Source organism: Delftia tsuruhatensis (genome assembly GCF_903815225.1).
Lineage (GTDB): Bacteria > Pseudomonadota > Gammaproteobacteria > Burkholderiales > Burkholderiaceae_C > Comamonas > Comamonas tsuruhatensis_A.
This window is the reverse complement of sequence record NZ_LR813084.1, coordinates 5,552,245-5,570,318: the sequence shown is the minus strand read 5'-3', so window position 1 is coordinate 5,570,318 and position 18,074 is coordinate 5,552,245. Positions and strand designations below refer to the sequence as shown.

The window sequence follows — 18,074 nt, the reverse complement described above, 5'->3', positions numbered from 1 at the left end:
ACAGCAATGTCACCACCCTGTGCGGCTGCCGTGGGGGGCCGGTTTCTACATTGGAGTCCTCTCCCCGGCGCCCTGCCCTGCGGGGCGTGGGGAGAACGAATAACCAACGCCCTGAAAGGAACCCGACCATGACGCAACGCCGCTTCCCCTCCGCTTCCCTGATCGCTGGCCTGGCCGCCGCCGCAGCCCTGGCGCTGCCTGGCGCCGCGATGGCCGCAGGCTATGTGCACCCGGCCAACAACGAGGCGGGCGCCACCATCCACCCCTCGCATTTCCAGAGCAGCAAGACGCGCGCCCAGGTCATGGCAGAAGCCGCGGCGGCAGTCCGTGAGGGCGGCAGCTCGCGCTTCAACCAGGGTGTCTATCCTGCCCAGGCACAGCAGGCGGGCTCCGGCAAGACGCGCCAGGAAGTGATCAACGAGCTGCTCCAGGAAACGCCGGCACAGCGCGATGCACGCCAGCGCTCCATGGGGGGCTGATACGGGCGGGGCCGCTGGTGCCCGTCGACGAAGCCGCTGACGCGCCGCATGCTCAAGAGCCTGCGGCGCGTTCCGCTTCCTCGGCCTCGTGGGCGCGGGCGATGGCCAGGATCACGTCGCGCGCCAGCCGGCGCTTGGGCACGGGCAGGCGCAGATAGATCTTGAACAGTTCGTTGTCCTCGTAGCCCAGTCCTGCGGACCAGCTGCCCTTGGGCTCGCGCACCTCGCGTACGGGCTGCGGCGCGCGGATGAATTCTTCCAGCGGCACCTGCAGCCAGTCGGCCAGCGCTGCCAGTTTCTTGTTGTCGGGCATGGTCCTGCCCAGCAGCCACAGGCGCACACCGTGCAGGGACATGGGCTTGCCCCAGAAACGGGTATTGAATTCGCGCTCCAGCACGGAGGGTTTGGCCTCATAGCCCCGGGCCTCCATGGAATCACGTAATTTCTGCGCAAACCGCTGCTTTGCATCCTGCATGCGGGAACGCTATGGGATAAGTCCGGGAGCGCAGTGACTATTGAAACAAATCACGTTGACAGCTTGATTGATAGTTAACATCCAGGGCCGAACCTGGAAATCACATGCGGAGGAGGACACATGCGTTGGCAACGAATGTGGCCGTCGGCGGCGGGCCTGGTCCTGCTGCTGGGCGGTTGCGGCGGTGACGATGGCGGGGTCCTGGCCGTCAAGGCGGCTCCCTGGGGCGCCGCCTCAGGCACCTCGATAGGCCGGGTGCTGGGGGAGCGGAAGGCCTGCGCACGCAGCACTTGGCGCAGCGTGGGCGATGGGGGCGGTGGCCGCATCGTCGAGTACGCCTGCGAGCGCGACGGTGTGCATGGCTACCTGCAGGCCAGACTGCGCCAGGAGGGCGAACTGTTGCAGCGCGGTGCCCAGGGCGAGCAGGCGCGGTTCGAGGCCCGGCTGCGCGGAGGCTGGCGCGAACTGCTGGGCCTGCAGCGCCAGCGCCAGGAGATGCTGGCCCGCCACGCGCTCGAAGCCCGCAAGGAGGATGAGCGCATGCGTCGGCACCTGGAGGACATGCGCCTGCTGGAGGAGATGCGGGACTGCCGCAGCTTCCGTCCGCAGCAACTCAGTGCCGAGGCCTCCCCGCAGCGGCTGGTGCTGTCCGCCGAAGCCTGCGCACGCACGGGCCGCGCCGCCGTGGCCATCTATGGGCGCGAGCGGGAGCAGGTGCTGGCCCGGCTGCGCGCGGAGCTGCCGCGCCATGACGAGGCCCGCCTGGGGCGCGAGGCCGCCTTGCAGGCCCTGGACCGCACGCTGGAGCAGCAGGAGGCGGCCATGCGCCGGCAGGAGGAGGACAGGCCCGAGGCCGGCGAGCGCATACGCCAGGCCCTTGCAGGGCAGATGGAGACCATGCGCCGGCAGATGAGCCTGGTCGGCCGCGTGCGCGAGCGCATGCGCTGGAATGTGAGCGGCCCGCGCGTCACCTATCTGGACACGGCCGTGGCCATGGAGTGCGGCATGCGCACGCTGACCCAGGCCGTCGCGCTGGAGACCCTGGCCGAAGACCTGGCCGAGGACCTGTCCGTGCCCCGGCAGGGCAGTACGCTGGCCCGCGTGATCGATGGATTGTGGATGCGTTGCAGCAGGCCTTGAAACGCCCTAATACCTGGGCAGGTCCGGATGGGCGATCTGCCCGCCGCGCACCAGCATCTTCCCGTACTCGGCGCAGCGGTTGAGCGTGGGAATCACCTTGCCGGGGTTGAGCAGGGCCTGCGGGTCGAAGGCCGCCTTGAGAGCGAACATCTGGTCGTTCTCGGCCGTGGTGAACTGGGTGCACATGGAGTTGAGCTTTTCCACGCCCACGCCATGCTCGCCCGTCACCGTGCCGCCCATGGCCACGCTGGTCTCCAGGATGTCGGCGCCGAACAGCTCGCAGCGGTGCAGTTCGTCGGGGTCGTTGGCATCGAACAGGATCAGCGGGTGCAGGTTGCCGTCGCCCGCGTGGAAGACGTTGGCGCAGCGCAGGCCGTATTTCTTCTCCATCTCCTGGATGGCCAGCAGGATGTCGGCCAGGCGCTTGCGCGGGATGGTGGAGTCCATGCACATGTAGTCGGGGCTGATGCGCCCGCTGGCGGGAAAGGCATTCTTGCGCCCGCTCCAGAAGCGCAGCCGCTCGGCCTCGCTTTCGCTCACCGTGATGGCCGTGGCGCCCGCGCTGCGCAGCACTTCGCTCATGTGGGCGATCTCTTCCTCGACTTCCTCGGGCGTGCCGTCGCTCTCGCACAGCAGGATGGCCTCGGCCGTGAGGTCGTAGCCGGCCCTGACGAAGTCCTCGACAGCGGCCGTCATGGGCTTGTCTATCATCTCCAGCCCGGCCGGGATGATGCCGGCCGCGATCACGGCGGCCACGGCGTCGCCGGCCTTGCGCACGTCGTCGAAGCTGGCCATGATGCAGCGCGCCAGTTGGGGCTTGGGGATCAGCCGCACGGTGACTTCGGTGGTCACGGCCAGCATGCCTTCGCTGCCGACCAGGATGGCCAGCAGGTCGAAGCCCGGCGTGTCCAGCGCCGTGGAGCCGAACTCCACCGGCTCGCCCTCCACGGTGAAGCCGCGCACCTTGAGCACGTTGTGCACGGTCAGCCCGTACTTGAGGCAGTGCACGCCGCCCGAGTTCTCGGCCACGTTGCCGCCGATGGTGCAGGCGATCTGGCTGCTGGGATCGGGCGCGTAGTACAGGCCGAAGGGCGCGGCGGCCTCGCTGATGGCCAGGTTGCGCACGCCGCACTGCACCACGGCCGTGCGGCTGGCCGCGTCGACCTGGAGGATCTTGTTGAACTTGGCCAGCGACAGCGTCACGCCCATGGGATGGGGCAGTGCACCGCCCGACAGCCCGGTGCCCGCGCCGCGCGCGATCACGGGCACCCGGATGGCGTGGCAGGCACGCAGCACGGCCTGGACCTGGGCCTCGGTCTCGGGCAGGCAGACCACCAGCGGGCGCTGGCGGTAGGCCGTGAGGCCGTCGCACTCATAGGGCGTGGTGTCCTCGGCATGCCACAGCAGGGCATGCGCGGGCACATGGCGGGCCAGCGCGGCCACGACCTCGGCCTGGCGCCGTGCGCGCTCGGAGACTGTGGGCTGCTGGTGGGCCGCATCGGCGGCGGCCGAGGCCATGGCGCCGGGAGCGGGGCTGGCTGGGGAGCTGGCGGAAGTCATGGAGCCTGACTTTAGGCGATGCCGCCGTCTTTGTGCAGCGGGACTGCGCTGATGTTTATTGCAACGGCGCGTGAAATCCGTGAAATCCGCGAAATCAGTTATGGGCGCCTCAGCAGGCCATCGCCCTCTTCAACCATTCCGCGAAGGCGGCGCACTCCCAGCGGTCCATGGTGCCGGTCCTCCAGCACAGGTAGTGCGCATGTGGGCTGGCCGTGTCCACGTCGAACAGGCGCACCAGGGTGCCGTTGTCCAGCCAGGGCGCGCCCAGCTTGTGGCGCACCAGGGCGATGCCCATGCCGGCCGAGGCCGCGTCGCACATCAGGCCGATGTCGTTGAACTGCGAGCCCTCGTGCGGCTCGGGCCAGTCCAGCCCGGTGGCGCCGAACCAGGTGCGCCAGGGCTCCAGCGGGCTGCGCAGCAGCGGCATGCCTTCCAGGTCCTCGGGCTGCTCGAACGGGCCGTGCTCGCGGATGAAGGCCGGCGAGGCCAGTGGCGTGACCATGTCGCGCGCCAGCTCGATGTGCTCCACGTCGGCATAGTGTCCGGGGCCGAAGCGCACCATCAGGTCGGCATCCTCGGCGATCACGTCCAGCAGCGGGATGGAGACCTGCAGCGCGATGTCGATCTCCGGGTAGGTCTCCGTGAACTGGCGCAGCCGGGGAATCAGGATCACGCGCGCGAAGGTGGGCGTGACCGCGAGCTTGAGCCGCCGCCGGCCGGGCGCCGTCACCTCGCCCGGAAAGCGCTGCAGCGCGCCCAGGCCTTCGCGCACATGGGCCAGGTAGGCGCTGCCCTCGGTGGTCAGCGAGAAGTCCGAGCGGCCGAACAGCCGCGTGCCCAGGATCTGCTCGAGCTGGCGCACGCGGTGGCTGACGGCGCTGGGCGTGACGCACAGCTCCTCGGCCGTCTGCGTCACGCTGCGCAGCCGCGCCAGCGCCTCGAAAGTGAGCAGGCACTGTATGGGCGGGATGCGGCGCGCGCCGCTGCCGGCCCACGGGTTCATGCTGGCCATGGACGGCAGGGGGCTGGCGTCAGCGGAAGACCACGGTCTTGTGGCCGTTGAGGATGACGCGGTGCTCGCTGTGCCACTTGACGGCGCGGGCCAGCACCTGGCTCTCGGTGTCGCGGCCGCGGGCCGTCAGGTCCTCGACGGTGTCGGTGTGGTCGGCGCGGGCCACGTCCTGCTCGATGATCGGGCCTTCGTCCAGGTCGGCCGTCACGTAGTGGGCGGTGGCGCCGATCAGCTTCACGCCGCGGTCATGGGCCTGGTAGTAGGGCTTGGCTCCCTTGAAACTGGGCAGGAAGCTGTGGTGGATGTTGATCGCACGGCCGGCCAGCTTGGTGCACAGGTCGTTGGACAGCACCTGCATGTAGCGGGCCAGCACCACCAGCTCGGCGCCTTCGGCCTCGATGATCTCGAACTGCTTGGCCTCGGCCTGGGCCTTGGTCGCGGCCGTGACCGGGATGTGGTGGAAGGGGATGTTGTAGCTGGCGGCCAGCTGGTAGAACTCGCGGTGGTTGCTGATGATGGCGCGGATGTCCACCGGCAGCAGGCCGCTTTTCCAGCGGAACAGCAGGTCGTTGAGGCAGTGGCCTTCCTTGCTGACCATGAGGACGGTACGCATGGCCTCGTCCTTGGCGTGCAGGCGCCACTTCATCTGGTACTGGCCGGCCAGCTCGGCCAGGGCCGCCTTCAGGGCGGCGGGATCGCAGCCGTTGCAGGCGAACTGCACGCGCATGAAGAACAGTCCGGTGGCCGGGTCGTTATACTGCGCGGCCTCTTCGATGTTGCCGCCCTGTTCGAGCAGAAAGCCCGAGACGGCATGTACCAGACCGAGCCGGTCGGGGCACGAAAGGGTAAGAATATAGGCTTGGGTCATAGCGGCGCAATTGTCGCAGCATGCACACGACCCTGCGCAAGTCACACGTTCTACGAACGTTCTGAGGAACACCATGCAAGATCAGGGAGAGCAGCCCCGAATACCGCTCTGGGGCGCCATGACCCTGTATGTCTGCGCCGGTCTGTTGTGGCTCTGGGGCGTGGAATGGCTGCTGGCGCACCTGCAGATACCGCCCGGACCGGCGGGGCAGCGGCGCATGCTGTCCTCGGTGGCCCTGGTGCTGGTCACGGCCCTGGGCGGCGGCTGGATGCTGTGGCGCCTGCGCTGCGGCGAACGGGCTGCCCGCGCCGCACTGCAGGCCGGCCGCGAGGCCGACGAGCGCCAGCGCCTGGCCACCGCCGTGGTGGACAACACCATGGAAGGCGTGGTGGTCACCGACGCGCGCAGCCGCATCCTGTCGGTCAACGGCGCCTTCACGCGGCTGCTGGGCTATACCGAGCAGGAAATGCTGGGCCAGACCCCGCGCATGTTCAAGTCCGGCCGCCACGACCAGGCCTTCTACGAAGCCATGTGGGACAGCATGCGCGCCACGGGCCACTGGCAGGGCGAGATCTGGAACCGGCGCAAGAATGGTGAAATCTTCCCCGAGCGCATGTCGCTGAGCGCCGTCAGGGATGCACAGGGGCGGGTCACGCACTACGTGTGCATGTTCACCGACATCTCGGCCGAGAAGGCACGCGAGGCCCAGCTCGAATTCCTGGCCCACCGGGACATGCTCACCGGCCTGCCCAACCGCGTGCGCTTCACCACCATGCTGGAAGAGGCCGTGGCCGAGGCCGCAGCCACCCAGGGCGCGCTGGCCGTGATGCTGCTGAACATCGACCGCTTCAAGGACGTCAACGACAGCTATGGCCATGCCATAGGCGACCAGGTGCTGCGCCACATCGCGGCCCGTGTGCACGACTCCCTGGGGCCGCAGGACCAGATAGGGCGGATGGCCGGCGATGAGCTGGCCGTGCTGTTCAAGGGCATGAGCGAGCGCGGCGACGCCATTGCCCGCGCGCGCCAGCTGATCGCGGCGGCCGGCCAGCCCTGGAGCTCGCCCGACGGCCTGTCCGTGACGGCCGGCGTCAGCGTGGGCATCTGCATGTACCCGTCCCATGCCGGCAATGCGCAGGACCTGCTCCAGGGCGCGCATGCGGCCGTCTATGGCGCCAAGTCGCGCAGCGGCCGCGCCTGGTGCTTCTTCGAGGAAGACATGACCCTGGCAGCGCGCGAGCGCCTGGCCATGGAGGCCCGCCTGCGCCAGGCCATCGAGCTGGGCCACCTGCGCCTGCACTTCCAGCCCCAGATCGACCTGGCCACGGGCCGCCTCGTGGGCGCGGAGGCCCTGGTGCGCTGGCTGGATCCCGAAGAAGGCCTGATCTCTCCGGCGCGCTTCATTCCCGTGGCCGAAAGCTCGGGCGTGATCGGGCCGCTGGGCCTGTGGGTCTTGCGCGAAGCCTGTGCCCAGGGCCAGCGATGGCGCGAGCAGGGCCTGCCCGAGATGACCATTGCCGTCAACGTCTCGCTGCACCAGTTCCTGCTGACCGACATCGCGGGCGCCACCGCCGAGGCGCTGGCGACCACGGGCTTCGCGCCGCACTGCCTTGAGCTGGAGATCACCGAAAGCGCGCTGGCCGAGCGCCCCGAGGAGGCCCTGGCCGTCATGCGGCGCCTGCGTGCCCAGGGACTGCGGCTGGCCATCGATGACTTCGGCACGGGCTACTCCTCGCTGGCCCACCTCAAGCGCTTTCCGCTGGACCTGCTCAAGATCGACCAGGGCTTCATCCGCGACATCCCGCACAGCGCGGACGACATGGCCATCAGCGGCTCGGTGATCGCGCTGGGGCATGCCATGGGGCTGAAGGTGCTGGCCGAGGGGGTGGAGACGGCGGAGCAGCTGGCCTTTCTGCGCGGCAAGGGCTGCGATTTCTTCCAGGGCTATCTGTGCAGCAAGCCGATGGCGGCGCAGGCGTTCGGGGAGTGGGTGCAGGGCAATGAGGGGATGTGGCCCGTGGGCTGCTGAGCCTTGCCGTTCCCGATGGCTGTCTTTGGACCGGCAGGGTCAAGGGGCAACGGACCCGGCCAGCTCAGCCGGCATCCGCCCGGGGCGCTGGCGGATTCCTGAACTTCTCCCGCAACTCCACGCAGTGGTCCCTGGCTGGCAATGCATCCGTCGTCTGCAGCCAGTCCGCATCCGCCGCATGCGCCAGCGACTGCTCCCCCGCCTGTGCCACGGCCACCTTGGCCCCCGTGCCCTCGGGCAGCCAGGTTGGAATGCCCACGCCGCGCAGCACATGGCCCCTGCCGGCCACCAGCAGCACGGTCTTGCCCGGACGGACCGCCTCCCGGGCTGCCTCGGCCATGCTGGCATCGCGGGCCAGCTGGATGCGCGCCATGGGCGCCAGCTGGGAGGTGGGCAGCAGGTCGCAGTGGCCTTCGCGGATGGCGTCGAGCTGGCGCTGCCAGCCGTCGGGGGGCAGATGGTGGTCCAGGCGCTCGTCGCGCATGGCCTCGTGCATGCGCCGGCGCGGCAGGTTGCCGCCGAGCACGGGCACGCCCGCGCGCACGGCCGCCATCACCACGGCCCGGTAGCGGGGCCAGGGCCAGTCGGCATCCTGCCAGTGCAGGGCCTGCTGCACCACGTCCTCGGCGGCGTCGCGCCCCAGGTTGGCGGTCGATCCCGTGCGCGGCGCCATCTCGATCACCAGCGCGGCCAGCCGCTCCTGGCCGGCCAGCTGCTCCACCGTGGCCCGCTGCCAGGCCTGGTGGGCCTCGGCGTCGTGCTGCTCGCCCAGCAGCACGATAGGTGCGCCGGCCCACTCCTGCAACTGCTGGCTCCAGTTGCGCGCCGTGGTGGGCGGGAGGGTGCAGCCGGCCAGGGCGGCCGCCAGCAGGGCCGCCGCAGCCAGGCCGGACAGGCGCGAAGAGGGAGTGGGTCGTGGCTCTTGCATCCCGCCATGCTAAACACTGCCTGCGCGCTGCGGCGGCATAGGCCATGCGGGCGTTGGGGGCAGCCGTGCCGGGTGCACGCATGCTGCGCCGCGCTGCGCCGCTGTGGCAGGATGGCGCGGTTCAAACGCATGTGAGAGGGGGCGCATCTTGGCGCTGTACCGGGACATCAAGAGCCGATTGATTGCCGACATGCTGGCCGATGGCGGCACGCGCGTGCCGGGGCTGGCGCGCCACGACCGTGCCCTGGCCGCGCAGGCGCAGGGGCTGGAACTGCCGCCTGCGCTGCTGGCCCAGCTGCGCGCGCTGGCGGCGGCCGTCTGACCGCTCAGCGTGCGTCCTGCGCGGCCCACCCATCTCCCGCACAACGCAACGCCCACAGCCACGCCAGCCCCGCCGCCACTGCCAGCCCGGCCAGCATGGCCGCCGCACCCGCGGCGTCCAGCGCTACGCCGGCCGCCAGCGGCACCAGCATGCGGCTGCCCGCGAACAGGCTGGCCTGCAGGCCGTAGTCGAAGGCCTGCCGGCGCGGGCGGGCGAACTGCATCATCAGCCCGAACACGCAGGCCGAGGAGGCGCCCATGGTCGCCGCCACGCACAGCGCGGCAGCGACCATGCCGGGCGCGGGGCCGCCCGCCGCGACCACGGCGGCCAGCAGGGCCAGGGCCGCGACGTTGAGCGCCGCATACAGCGGCAGGGCGCGCGCCGTGCCCAGGCGCCGCGTCAGCGCGGGCGAGGCCGCCGCTGCCAGCGCCGCCACCACGCCGCCGCCCATGCCGGCCAGCAGGGCGGCCTGGGCGGGCGCGAAGCCGTGGTCCAGCATCAGCGGCTTCAGGTAGAACCAGGCCGCGCCGATGAAGGGGAAGTAGCTGACCAGCACCAGGGTCCAGCGCCGGGCGCCGGGCTGGGCGCCATAGCCGCGCACCATGGCGGCCAGGCCTTCGCGCGCCGGTGCCTGTGCATCGGCCGGCACGTCGTTCGGCTCGCCGCCGACGATGCAGGCCAGCAGCAAGGCGCCCAGCCCCAGCGCGCCGGCCAGGCACGCAAAGGGCGCACGCCAGCCCCAGCGCGCCTGCACCAGCAGCATGGCGCCCCCGCCCACGATGGCGCCCAGCGACAGCGCCGCCGCGCGCACGCCACCGGCGCGCATGCGTTCCTCGGGCGGCAGCAGGCGGATGGCCAGTGCGCTGACGGGAATGTCGGCCCAGGTCGCGGCCAGCGCGGCGGCGCAGGCCAGGCCGAACAGCCAGGCGCGCTCGGCCAGCAGTTCCTGCCAGCCCAGGGCCAGCAGCACGCCCGCATAGCCCAGGCACAGGACCAGAGCCCAGGCGCGGTAGCGCGGGCCGCCCGAGGCGCCGCGTGCCTCCACGGGCGCGGCCAGCGCGAACTTGACCAGCGCGGGCAGGCCCGCGAGCTGGAACAGGCCGATGGCCGTGCCCGACCAGCCATGCTGGCGCAGCACCAGCGGCAGGCCCAGCCACAGGTAAACGCTGGGCGCCGTCAGCGCCAGGTGCAGCCAGCCGAACAGGGCCTGCAGCAGCCAGGCAGGACGCGGGCTGGCGGCCTTCATGGCGCGGCCTTGCGTGCCACCAGCACCGCCAGCGGCGCCAGCGGGAAGTCCCGCGACTCGCTGCGTTCGATGCGCCCGAAGCCGGCCCGGGCCAGCAGCGCCTCGATCTCGCCGCGCCGCGTCACGCGGCGGCCCAGCAGGCGCATGGGCAGGTAGCAGGGCAGGGTGCGCAGCGCGGCCTCGGGCGTGTCGTCCACCTCGGCATGGGCGCAGACGAAGACGCCGCCGGGTGCCAGCGCGTCGAAGACCTTGGCGATCACCGCCGCCGCATCGGGCACGAAGTGCAGCACGGACGAGCACCAGACCAGGTCGTAGCCGCGGCCTATGCCGTCCTGCGCCAGGTCGCCGCCCAGCGCGGTGAAGCGCTCGGCCAGGCCGGACTGGCGGGCGTTGTCCGCAGCCACGGCCACGGCCTCGGGCCAGTCGAAGACGCTGGCCCGCAGCGCGGGATGCTGGCGCAGCAGGGCCAGGGCGATCCATCCGGGGCCGCCGCCCAGGTCCAGCATGTGGCGCGCGCTGGCGGCTTCGGGCACCTGTTGCAGCAGTCGCAATGCAGCGGGCACGCTGACGGCGCGCTGCTCCTGGCCGATCTGGGCGCGCGCGGCGGCGGCCCAGCCTTCGGCATTGCCGGTGGCCATGGGCGCGCCGTCGCCTTGCGGGCCATGCTCCACCAGGCCGCGCAGCAGCGAGGCCGAATGGCGCAGCGAGCGCAGGCGGAACAGCCAGGCCGCGCCGCAGGACTCGGGCGATGCGCTGTGCAGGTAGCGCAGCGCGTCGGTGGCGAGCAGATAGCTCACGGGCTGGTGCTGGCCGCGCCGCAGCAGGCCCATGGCCCACAGCAGCTCCAGCCAGTGGGCGGTATTGGCCGTGTGCCAGCCCTGGACGCGGGCCAGCTCGGCGGCCGTGTGCGGCGTGGCCAGTCGGTCCAGTGCGCCGGATTCCAGGGCCAGCACCAGGGCCTCGGACTGGACCTGGGCGGCGGCCAGGTTCCACAGCGGCTGCAGGGCGTGGCCGGTGGCGGGAGAGGCGGGGGGATGGGTCGTCATGGAAGATCCTTCATCGTGTCGTTGCATGCTGTCGTCACATGCGCCAGGTCAGGCGCACGCCGAACTCGCGCGGCGGGCTGTAGACCACGACCTGGCCGTTGAGGTAGCCCACGGCGTCGTAGCGGCGGTCGGCCGCGTTGCGCAGGTAGGCGGCGATTTCCCAGGGGCCGCTGGCATAGCCGGCCGACAGGTGCACCAGCCCGTAGCCGGGGCGGCGGTAGCTGTTGGCGGCATCCAGATAGACCTTGCCCGTGCCCTGCACGGCGGCCTGGGCCCACCAGCCGCGGGGCGCGTCGTAGCGCAGGGCCACATGCAGGTTGGCGTCGGGTGCGAAGGGGTTGCGCCGGCCGTCGTAGACGGCATTGCCGTCGCGGAACGTGCCGAAGCGCGTGCGGTTCAGGCCCAGCGCGGTCTTGAGCTGCCAGCCGCCGCCGAACACATAGTCCAGCTCCAGATCCAGCCCCGTGGAGCGCGCCCGCGCCGCATTGGTGATGTAGACCACGCCCGGCAGGCCCATCTGCTGCACCTGCATGTCGCGCACCTGCTGCGTGTAGAGCGAGGCCGCATAGCGCAGCCGCTGGCCCGGCAGTCGGCCCTTGGCGCCGACTTCCCAGGCGCGCACGGTCTCGGGCTCGTAGGCCGCATAGCCCATGGCGGGCGAGAACACGTTGAAGCCGCCCGCGCGGTAGCCCTCGCCGAGGCTGGTGTAGACCTGGGCCTGGGGCGACCACTGGTATTGCAGCGACAGCTTGGGGCTGAAGCGCGACCAGTCGTCGCTGCGCGCCGCCGCGCCCACGGGCGCGAGTTCCACGCGGTTGCGCTCGATGCGCGCGCCGGCCGCCAGCGTCCAGCGCTCGGCCAGGGGAATCGTCCAGTGCGTGAACAGTGCCGCCGTGCTGCCTTTCAGGCCCGCCGTGGGCTGCATCAGCGCAGCGGGCAGCTTTTGCTCATAGCGCAGGTCATGGTCGTCGCGGTCCAGGTACAGGCCCGCCAGCCAGCGGGCACCGCCCAGGGCCTGCGATTGGCCCTCCAGGCGCAGTTCCTGCGAGGTCGTGGCCAGGCGGTAGTCGCGGCCCACGTGCAGCAGGTCGGCGGGCTGGAAGTCCGTGTCCTGCAGCACGCGGTCGTCGAACACATTGCGTGCCGTGATGGAGCGCAGCTTCAGCCCCGAGGCGAAGCGGTGCGACACATCGAGCGACAGCGTCTGCCCGCGCGAGCGGTTCCAGCCCGCCGTGCCCGAGTTCACCGTGGCGCGCGGCGCGCTGATGCTGCCCCATTGCGCGGCGCCATCGTCCCAGCGCTGCAGGGCATGGCGCAGCGTGGCCTCGGTATCGGCCGTGGGCGTCCAGCGCAGGGCCAGGCGGCCGCTTTGGCGCTCGCGGTCGTCCACGCGCTCGCCCGTGCCCTGGTGGCGGATGAAGCCGTCCTGCGCGCGCCATTCGCCCGACAGGCCGATGGAGAGCTGGCCCGGCACCAGGGCGCGGCCCAGCTCGAAGCTGCCTGCGCGCTGGCCGTGGTTGCCGGCCTCGGCGCTGATCGATGCATGGGGCGTGTCGCCGGGCTGGCGCGTGGTGATGCTGACCACGCCCGCTTCGGCATTGCGGCCGTACAGCGTCGATTGCGGGCCGCGCAGCACCTCCACGCGGTCCACGCCCTGCAGGCTGTGCTCGAAGCCCTGGGCCATCAGCGTGGGCACGCCATCGACCAGCAGCAGCGTGGACGATGAGAACGACACGAAGTTGGCCGTCAGCCCGCGCATCACGGGCGGCTGCACGCCCGACTGGCCGAAGGCCTGGAAGCTGAAGCCCGGCACCTGGGCCGACAGCGCATCCAGCCCGCGCACGCCCGCCGATTCCAGCGCGGCGCCATCGAAGGCGGAGACGCTGGCGGGCACGGCGTCCAGGTTCTCGGCCTGCTTGTTCACGGTGACCGTGATCTCGGGCAGGGGGGCGTCGGGCGCCTGATCCTGGGCGGCGGCCACGCAAGGGGGCAGGGCCAGCACCAGCGCGGCGGGCCAGCGAAGGGGGAAGGTCATGGTGTTCTCGTCCTCTCCAAAGGGCATCTCGTTGGCATCCGATGCTAGGGAAGATGAGAATCGCTATCATTTGAAAACCTATGCGCGCCGGAGCATTTCGTATGCGCAGCGCATCCACACCCGCCCGCCATGCCTTCCCGCACCCCGTCCACCTCGGCCCTGCCACAGCCCTGCGCGCCGGGCTGGACGCGCCACGCCCTGCCGGCCGAGCTGGGCGACTGCCACTGCGAGCGCTTCACGCTGGGCGACGGCATCGTGCTGGCGCGCTCGCACTACTGCCCGCTGCGCGACCTGGTGGAGGAAAGCGTCCATGCCGACCGCTCGGACCAGGGCCGCACCCTGGTCATCACGCTGGGGCTGGCGGGGGATTCAGGGTTTGTGGCGCGCAGCGGCGCCACGCTGCGCTTCGGCGCGGGGCAGACCACGCTGGCGGCCTTTCGCGGCAGCCAGGGCGAACGCCACTACGCGGCCGGCCAGCCGGTGCGCCAGCTGCGCCTGCTGCTGTCGGGCGCGGCGCTGGACCGCTATCTGGGAGCCGAGCTGTCGCAGCGCATCACGCAGGTGGACGGCGTGCGCCAGCTGGACCGCCGTGCCTCGCTGCCCGGCAGCCTGGCCCTGGTGCGCCGGCTAATGCAGCCCGCCAGCGCCCAGCCCACCGATGCGCTGGACCGCCACATCGCCATGCTGGGCCTGGCCGCGCTGGAGCTGCGCCACCTGGCGCCCGCGCCACAGCGGCCCGAGGCGCCGCCGCGCTGGTCCGCCGACGACCTGGCCCGGCTGGAGCGGGCGCGCGAACTGCTGACCTCGCACATGGACCGCGACCTGACCCTGGCCTACCTGAGTGCCGCCGTGGGCCTGAACGAGCACCGCCTCAAGCAGGGCTTTCGCGCCGTCTTCGGCAGCACGCCCCAGGCCCTGCTGCTGGAGCTGCGCATGCGCCGCGCCTGGGCGCTGCTGGAGACCGGCTGCCAGGTGGCCCAGGCCGGCTGGCAGGTGGGCTATGCGCATCCGTCCAACTTCAGCGCGGCGTTTGCGCGGTTTTACGGACGCAGCCCCAAGTCGGTGTTCGGGCGCCGCTCCTGATCCTTTTCGCCAAGTGCGCCATTCCAGGGTCCGCGCAAGGGTCATGGTGCCGGGGTGCCTGAAGCCCGTCCGCGCCTTGCTGGCAGGCGGGCGGCTTGCGTTGCCGCAAGCTCCGTGCAGGGCCGCCGCCCCCAATTCCGCCCGGTTGGCGCATGATGGACAGCTGTCTGTCGCCCGAGTCCCGAGCCCGTGCCAGGGACAGCGGCAGGCCAGTCAACACGGGAGCCATGCCAATGCATCGCGACAACCTGGGCCGCGCACAGGACGCGGCGGATCTGCAGCCCATCAGCCTCGATGTGCTGCGCGAGAAATACCTCAAGGACGGCGAGACCGGCGTGGGCCAGCTCTACGCCCGCGTGGCCCGCGCCCTGGCCTCGGTCGAACCCGAGGCGCGGCGCGCCGAATGCGAGGCCCTGTTCCTGGCCAACCTGCAGGCCGGCGCCATCGGCGCCGGGCGCATCATGAGCGCGGCCGGCACCGACCTGCAGGCCACGCTGATCAACTGCTTCGTGCAGCCCGTGGGCGACTGCATCCAGGGCGTGGACGACGGCGGCTACCCCGGCATCTACGAGGCCCTGCGCGAGGCCGCCGAAACCATGCGCCGTGGCGGCGGCGTGGGCTACGACTTCTCGCGCATCCGCCCCCGGGGCGCCGAGGTGCGGGCCACCGCCTCGCTGGCCTCGGGCCCGTGCAGCTACATCAACGTCTTCGACCAGTCCTGCGCCACCGTGGAAAGCGCGGGTGCGCGGCGCGGCGCCCAGATGGGCGTACTGCGCATCGACCATCCCGACGTGCTCGAATTCATCACCGCCAAGCGCACGCCGGGCCGCTGGAACAACTTCAACGTCTCGGTCGGCGTCAGCGACGCCTTCATGCAGGCCGTGGCCGAAGACCAGCCCTGGCACCTGGTGCACCGCGCCCGCCCCGGCGCCGCCCTGCTGGAGCAGGGTGCCCACCAGCGCGAAGACGGCCAGTGGGTCTACCAGACCGTGCAGGCGCGCACGCTGTGGGACACCATCATGCGCTCGGCCTACGACTTCGCCGAGCCCGGCATCCTCTTCCTGGACCACATCAACGAGGACAACAACCTGCGCTACTGCGAGGAGATCGCGGCGACGAATCCTTGCGGCGAACAGCCGCTTCCGCCCTACGGCTGCTGCGACCTCGGCCCCGTCATCCTCACGCGCTTCGTGCGCCATCCGTTCGGTTTCGCGGGCGAGCCTGCGTTTGACTTCGAGGCCTTCGAGCGCGCCGTGGCCGTGCAGGTGCGTGCACTGGACAACGTGCTGGAGCTGACCTGGTGGCCGCTGCCGCAGCAGCGCGAGGAAAGCGAGGCCAAGCGGCGCATCGGCGTGGGCTTCACGGGCATGGGCAATGCGCTGGCCATGCTGCGCCTGCGCTACGACGCGCCCGAGGGCCGGGCCATGGCCGCGCGCATTGCCGAGCGCATGCGCGATGCGGCCTATGGCGCCTCGGTGGAGCTGGCGCGCGAGAAGGGGGCCTTCCCCCAATTCGACGCCGATGGCTACCTGGCCGAAGGCAGCTTCGCCAGCCGCCTGCCCGAAGCGCTGCGCCAGCGCATACGCCAGCACGGCATACGCAACAGTCACCTGCTGTCCATCGCGCCCACGGGCACGGTCAGCCTGGCCTTTGCCGACAACGCCTCCAACGGCATAGAGCCGCCGTTCTCCTGGACCTACAAGCGCAAGAAACGCACGGCCGATGGCGGCAGCGCCGAGTACGCGGTCGAAGACCATGCCTGGCGCCTGTACCGCTCGCTGGGCGGCGACGTGCAGCAACTGCCCGACTATTTCGTCAGCGCGCTGCAGATGCCTGCGGCCGGCCACATCGCCATGATGCAGGCCGTGCAGCCCTTCGTGGACACGGCGATCTCCAAGACCGTCAACGTGGCGGCCGACTATCCCTACGAGGACTTCAAGGACCTGTACCGCCAGGCCTGGAAGGCCGGCCTCAAGGGCCTGGCCACCTACCGGCCCAACACCATCCTGGGCGCGGTGCTCGAAACCCATGCGCCCGCGCCTGCCGAGCAGCAGGCCGCGCCTGCGGCAGTGCCGGGCACCGCGCCCGACCCGCTGCGCAGCGTGATCGAAAGCCGCCCGCAGGGCGCGCTGGACGCCGTGGCCGAGAAGATCGAGTACTGGACCCAGCAAGGCCCCAAGCGCCTGTACCTGGTCGTCTCCTTCCTGCCCGTGGTCCTGCCCGATGGCCGCAAGGTGGACCGCGCCATCGAATTTTTCATGCCCGTGGGCCAGAGCGGCGAATCCCAGCAATGGGTGACCTCCAGCATGCGCCTGCTGTCACTGGCCGCGCGCGGCGGCTTCCTGGAGCGCGCTCTGAGCGACATGCGCAAGGTGGCCTGGGACCGGGGCCCCGTGCGCCTGGGCACCCACCAGCGGGACGACGGCACGCGCGTGCCCATGTGGCACGACTCCGAGGTGGCCGCCATCGCCTATGCGGTGCAGAACATCCTGGCCCGGCGCGGCAGCGGCGCACCGCCCGCGCCATCGCCGCTGCCCGAGCCCGAAGCTCTGGCCACCGACCCCATGGTCATGGCCGGCCGCAAATGCGAGGAATGCGGCGCCCATGCCGTGATCCGCAAGGACGGCTGCGAGTACTGCACGGCCTGCGGGAACCTGGGGAGCTGTGGATGAGGGGCGTGCGCGCGGGGCGCCTGTCAGCGGTGCAGCACGTACTGACCCGTGAAGCGGACGGCGTCCGCCTGCGCGCCTGCGTTCACCACGCGCGCCTGCAGGACCAGCCTGGCGCGGCCATGGCGCGCATAGGTCGCCAGGAAACGGTCCCACTGCGCCTGCGGGGGCGCATCGCACAGGGCCAGGGCGTCGCCCGTCACGGGCAGGGGATAGCTGATCTGGGATTCATGGATAACGATGTGCCCGTCGGCAATGCCTTGCTCGCGCAGCCGCAGGTGCAGCCAGCCCCAGCCCGCGAGCACGGCGCCGCAGTACAGGCTGCCACCGAACATGGTGTGCTTGTGGTTGACATTGGCCTGCAGCGGCAGCTGCAGACACAGTTGGCCGTCACGCCAGTGGAGCACCCTGAGACCCATGCTGCGGGTCAGGGGGATGTCCTGGTGAAGTACGGATTCGAGATACTCGCTGTCCTGGTTCATGCAAGGTCCTTGGGCTGGGCTGCGCGCAAGTGCCGGCACTCCCGCAGCGGCCGCCATCATAGACAGCGGCCGGCGCCAGCGAAGACAAGGGAAAGGACCGACGCATGAACCGCCATGCCGCCCCCCGTCCACGCGGCCTGCCGTTGTGGAACGCGCCGGCCGTGGGCTTCGAGAAGCCCTTCGAAATGCTCGAGGCCTGCCACGAGCGCGTGCTGCGCATGCTGGCGCTGCTGGAACGGCTGCGCGTGCATCTCCAGACCAAAGGTTGCGATGACAGCGCACGCCAGGCGGCGCGCGACATTCTGCGCTACTTCGACCAGGCGGCGCCGCTGCACCATGAGGACGAGGAGCTGCATGTCTTCCCGCCGCTGCTGAAACAGGGCGATGCGCAGACCGTGGCCCTGGTGCAGCGTCTGCAGCGCGAGCACGGCCTGATGAGCGCCGACTGGGCGCTGGCACGCCGGCCGCTGCTGGACATGGCCGAGGGGCGGTCCCAGGGCTTTGGCGCGGCTGACGAGGAGCTGTTCGAACGTTTCGCGGCCTGCTATGCCAGCCATGTCGAGAATGAAGAGCGGCTGGCCTACCCCCAGGCGCGCGGCCTGCTGCCGGAGGCAACGCAGGCGGCCATGGGCCGCGAGATGGCCGTGCGCCGGGGCGCGGACCTGTCACGGAGGTAGCGCTGCGGCGGCGCCGCCGACAG

16 protein-coding genes are annotated in these 18,074 nt (G+C 71.0%); 7 read left to right on the top strand and 9 right to left on the bottom strand.

Translation table 11 applies throughout. The annotated features are described in order from the left end of the window. The first annotated feature begins 128 nt into the window (after window positions 1-128). On the top strand, window positions 129-479 hold the full coding sequence (locus tag L1Z78_RS25335) for a DUF4148 domain-containing protein (RefSeq protein ID WP_234639089.1): 351 nt from the start codon (window positions 129-131) through the stop codon (window positions 477-479). 52 nt (window positions 480-531) lie between these two features. On the opposite strand, the gene L1Z78_RS25330 is transcribed toward L1Z78_RS25335, so the two are convergent. Continuing rightward, on the bottom strand, window positions 532-954 hold the full coding sequence (locus L1Z78_RS25330) for an XRE family transcriptional regulator (protein WP_234639088.1): 423 nt from the start codon (window positions 952-954) through the stop codon (window positions 532-534). 120 nt (window positions 955-1,074) lie between these two features. Between L1Z78_RS25330 and L1Z78_RS25325 the strand changes: the two genes are divergently transcribed. Then, complete coding sequence (locus L1Z78_RS25325; protein WP_234639087.1) at window positions 1,075-2,094, top strand: hypothetical protein; 1,020 nt, start codon at window positions 1,075-1,077, stop codon at window positions 2,092-2,094. A gap of 6 nt (window positions 2,095-2,100) precedes the next feature. Here L1Z78_RS25325 and L1Z78_RS25320 read toward each other — a convergent pair whose 3' ends face one another. The 3 genes from L1Z78_RS25320 to purU form a co-directional block, all read right to left on the bottom strand. Then, complete coding sequence (locus L1Z78_RS25320) at window positions 2,101-3,612, bottom strand: FAD-linked oxidase C-terminal domain-containing protein (RefSeq protein WP_234642264.1); 1,512 nt, start codon at window positions 3,610-3,612, stop codon at window positions 2,101-2,103. A 151-nt stretch (window positions 3,613-3,763) separates the two neighbouring features. Beyond that, complete coding sequence (locus L1Z78_RS25315) at window positions 3,764-4,657, bottom strand: LysR substrate-binding domain-containing protein (RefSeq protein WP_418921652.1); 894 nt, start codon at window positions 4,655-4,657, stop codon at window positions 3,764-3,766. 28 nt (window positions 4,658-4,685) lie between these two features. Then, entirely contained in the window at window positions 4,686-5,534 is an 849-nt protein-coding gene (gene purU / locus L1Z78_RS25310; RefSeq protein WP_234639085.1) for a formyltetrahydrofolate deformylase, read from the bottom strand. A 73-nt stretch (window positions 5,535-5,607) separates the two neighbouring features. Between purU and L1Z78_RS25305 the strand changes: the two genes are divergently transcribed. Then, window positions 5,608-7,563 (top strand): putative bifunctional diguanylate cyclase/phosphodiesterase, encoded by a 1,956-nt coding sequence (locus L1Z78_RS25305; RefSeq protein WP_234639084.1) that lies wholly within the window; start codon window positions 5,608-5,610, stop codon window positions 7,561-7,563. 64 nt (window positions 7,564-7,627) lie between these two features. Here L1Z78_RS25305 and L1Z78_RS25300 read toward each other — a convergent pair whose 3' ends face one another. Continuing rightward, the gene (locus L1Z78_RS25300) at window positions 7,628-8,491 is read right to left on the bottom strand and encodes a ChaN family lipoprotein (RefSeq protein WP_234639083.1); all 864 of its coding nucleotides are present in this window, start codon (window positions 8,489-8,491) and stop codon (window positions 7,628-7,630) included. Between the two features lie 148 nt (window positions 8,492-8,639). Here L1Z78_RS25300 and L1Z78_RS25295 point away from each other — a divergent pair, with 148 nt between their 5' ends. Then, window positions 8,640-8,813, top strand: coding sequence for a hypothetical protein (locus tag L1Z78_RS25295; RefSeq protein ID WP_234639082.1), 174 nt, complete (start codon window positions 8,640-8,642; stop codon window positions 8,811-8,813). Between the two features lie 4 nt (window positions 8,814-8,817). Here L1Z78_RS25295 and L1Z78_RS25290 read toward each other — a convergent pair whose 3' ends face one another. Genes L1Z78_RS25290 through L1Z78_RS25280 form a run of 3 tightly spaced genes read right to left on the bottom strand, consistent with a single transcriptional unit; the run spans window position 8,818 to window position 13,140 of the window. Further along, a complete protein-coding gene (locus L1Z78_RS25290; RefSeq protein WP_234639081.1) occupies window positions 8,818-10,059 on the bottom strand; it encodes an MFS transporter in 1,242 nt (413 codons plus the stop codon). Continuing rightward, window positions 10,056-11,105 (bottom strand): class I SAM-dependent methyltransferase, encoded by a 1,050-nt coding sequence (locus tag L1Z78_RS25285; RefSeq protein WP_234639080.1) that lies wholly within the window; start codon window positions 11,103-11,105, stop codon window positions 10,056-10,058. Before L1Z78_RS25285 ends, L1Z78_RS25290 begins: the two co-directional genes overlap by 4 nt. A gap of 34 nt (window positions 11,106-11,139) precedes the next feature. Continuing rightward, on the bottom strand, window positions 11,140-13,140 hold the full coding sequence (locus L1Z78_RS25280; RefSeq protein ID WP_234639079.1) for a TonB-dependent receptor: 2,001 nt from the start codon (window positions 13,138-13,140) through the stop codon (window positions 11,140-11,142). A 129-nt stretch (window positions 13,141-13,269) separates the two neighbouring features. Between L1Z78_RS25280 and L1Z78_RS25275 the strand changes: the two genes are divergently transcribed. Together L1Z78_RS25275 and L1Z78_RS25270 are read left to right on the top strand one after the other, a co-directional pair. Further along, on the top strand, window positions 13,270-14,223 hold the full coding sequence (locus L1Z78_RS25275; RefSeq protein ID WP_234639078.1) for a helix-turn-helix domain-containing protein: 954 nt from the start codon (window positions 13,270-13,272) through the stop codon (window positions 14,221-14,223). A gap of 233 nt (window positions 14,224-14,456) precedes the next feature. Then, complete coding sequence (locus L1Z78_RS25270; RefSeq protein WP_234639077.1) at window positions 14,457-16,895, top strand: adenosylcobalamin-dependent ribonucleoside-diphosphate reductase; 2,439 nt, start codon at window positions 14,457-14,459, stop codon at window positions 16,893-16,895. Between the two features lie 23 nt (window positions 16,896-16,918). On the opposite strand, the gene L1Z78_RS25265 is transcribed toward L1Z78_RS25270, so the two are convergent. Further along, entirely contained in the window at window positions 16,919-17,374 is a 456-nt protein-coding gene (locus L1Z78_RS25265; RefSeq protein ID WP_234639076.1) for a thioesterase domain-containing protein, read from the bottom strand. A gap of 104 nt (window positions 17,375-17,478) precedes the next feature. Here L1Z78_RS25265 and L1Z78_RS25260 point away from each other — a divergent pair, with 104 nt between their 5' ends. After that, window positions 17,479-18,051: a hemerythrin domain-containing protein gene (locus L1Z78_RS25260; RefSeq protein WP_234639075.1), complete on the top strand. Its 573-nt coding sequence runs from the start codon at window positions 17,479-17,481 to the stop codon at window positions 18,049-18,051. Window positions 18,052-18,074 lie beyond the last annotated feature (23 nt).

What these genes read in the sequence shown, in the direction of transcription:
- L1Z78_RS25335 (WP_234639089.1), top strand. Translation starts at nt 129, where the DNA reads ATGACGCAACGCCGCTTCCCCTCCGCTTCCCTGATCGCTGGCCTGGCC.
- L1Z78_RS25330 (WP_234639088.1), bottom strand. Translation starts at nt 954, where the DNA reads ATGCAGGATGCAAAGCAGCGGTTTGCGCAGAAATTACGTGATTCCATG.
- L1Z78_RS25325 (WP_234639087.1), top strand. Translation starts at nt 1,075, where the DNA reads ATGCGTTGGCAACGAATGTGGCCGTCGGCGGCGGGCCTGGTCCTGCTG.
- L1Z78_RS25320 (WP_234642264.1), bottom strand. Translation starts at nt 3,612, where the DNA reads ATGGCCTCGGCCGCCGCCGATGCGGCCCACCAGCAGCCCACAGTCTCC.
- L1Z78_RS25315 (WP_418921652.1), bottom strand. Translation starts at nt 4,657, where the DNA reads ATGAACCCGTGGGCCGGCAGCGGCGCGCGCCGCATCCCGCCCATACAG.
- purU (WP_234639085.1), bottom strand. Translation starts at nt 5,534, where the DNA reads ATGACCCAAGCCTATATTCTTACCCTTTCGTGCCCCGACCGGCTCGGT.
- L1Z78_RS25305 (WP_234639084.1), top strand. Translation starts at nt 5,608, where the DNA reads ATGCAAGATCAGGGAGAGCAGCCCCGAATACCGCTCTGGGGCGCCATG.
- L1Z78_RS25300 (WP_234639083.1), bottom strand. Translation starts at nt 8,491, where the DNA reads ATGCAAGAGCCACGACCCACTCCCTCTTCGCGCCTGTCCGGCCTGGCT.
- L1Z78_RS25290 (WP_234639081.1), bottom strand. Translation starts at nt 10,059, where the DNA reads ATGAAGGCCGCCAGCCCGCGTCCTGCCTGGCTGCTGCAGGCCCTGTTC.
- L1Z78_RS25285 (WP_234639080.1), bottom strand. Translation starts at nt 11,105, where the DNA reads ATGACGACCCATCCCCCCGCCTCTCCCGCCACCGGCCACGCCCTGCAG.
- L1Z78_RS25280 (WP_234639079.1), bottom strand. Translation starts at nt 13,140, where the DNA reads ATGACCTTCCCCCTTCGCTGGCCCGCCGCGCTGGTGCTGGCCCTGCCC.
- L1Z78_RS25275 (WP_234639078.1), top strand. Translation starts at nt 13,270, where the DNA reads ATGCCTTCCCGCACCCCGTCCACCTCGGCCCTGCCACAGCCCTGCGCG.
- L1Z78_RS25270 (WP_234639077.1), top strand. Translation starts at nt 14,457, where the DNA reads ATGCATCGCGACAACCTGGGCCGCGCACAGGACGCGGCGGATCTGCAG.
- L1Z78_RS25265 (WP_234639076.1), bottom strand. Translation starts at nt 17,374, where the DNA reads ATGAACCAGGACAGCGAGTATCTCGAATCCGTACTTCACCAGGACATC.
- L1Z78_RS25260 (WP_234639075.1), top strand. Translation starts at nt 17,479, where the DNA reads ATGAACCGCCATGCCGCCCCCCGTCCACGCGGCCTGCCGTTGTGGAAC.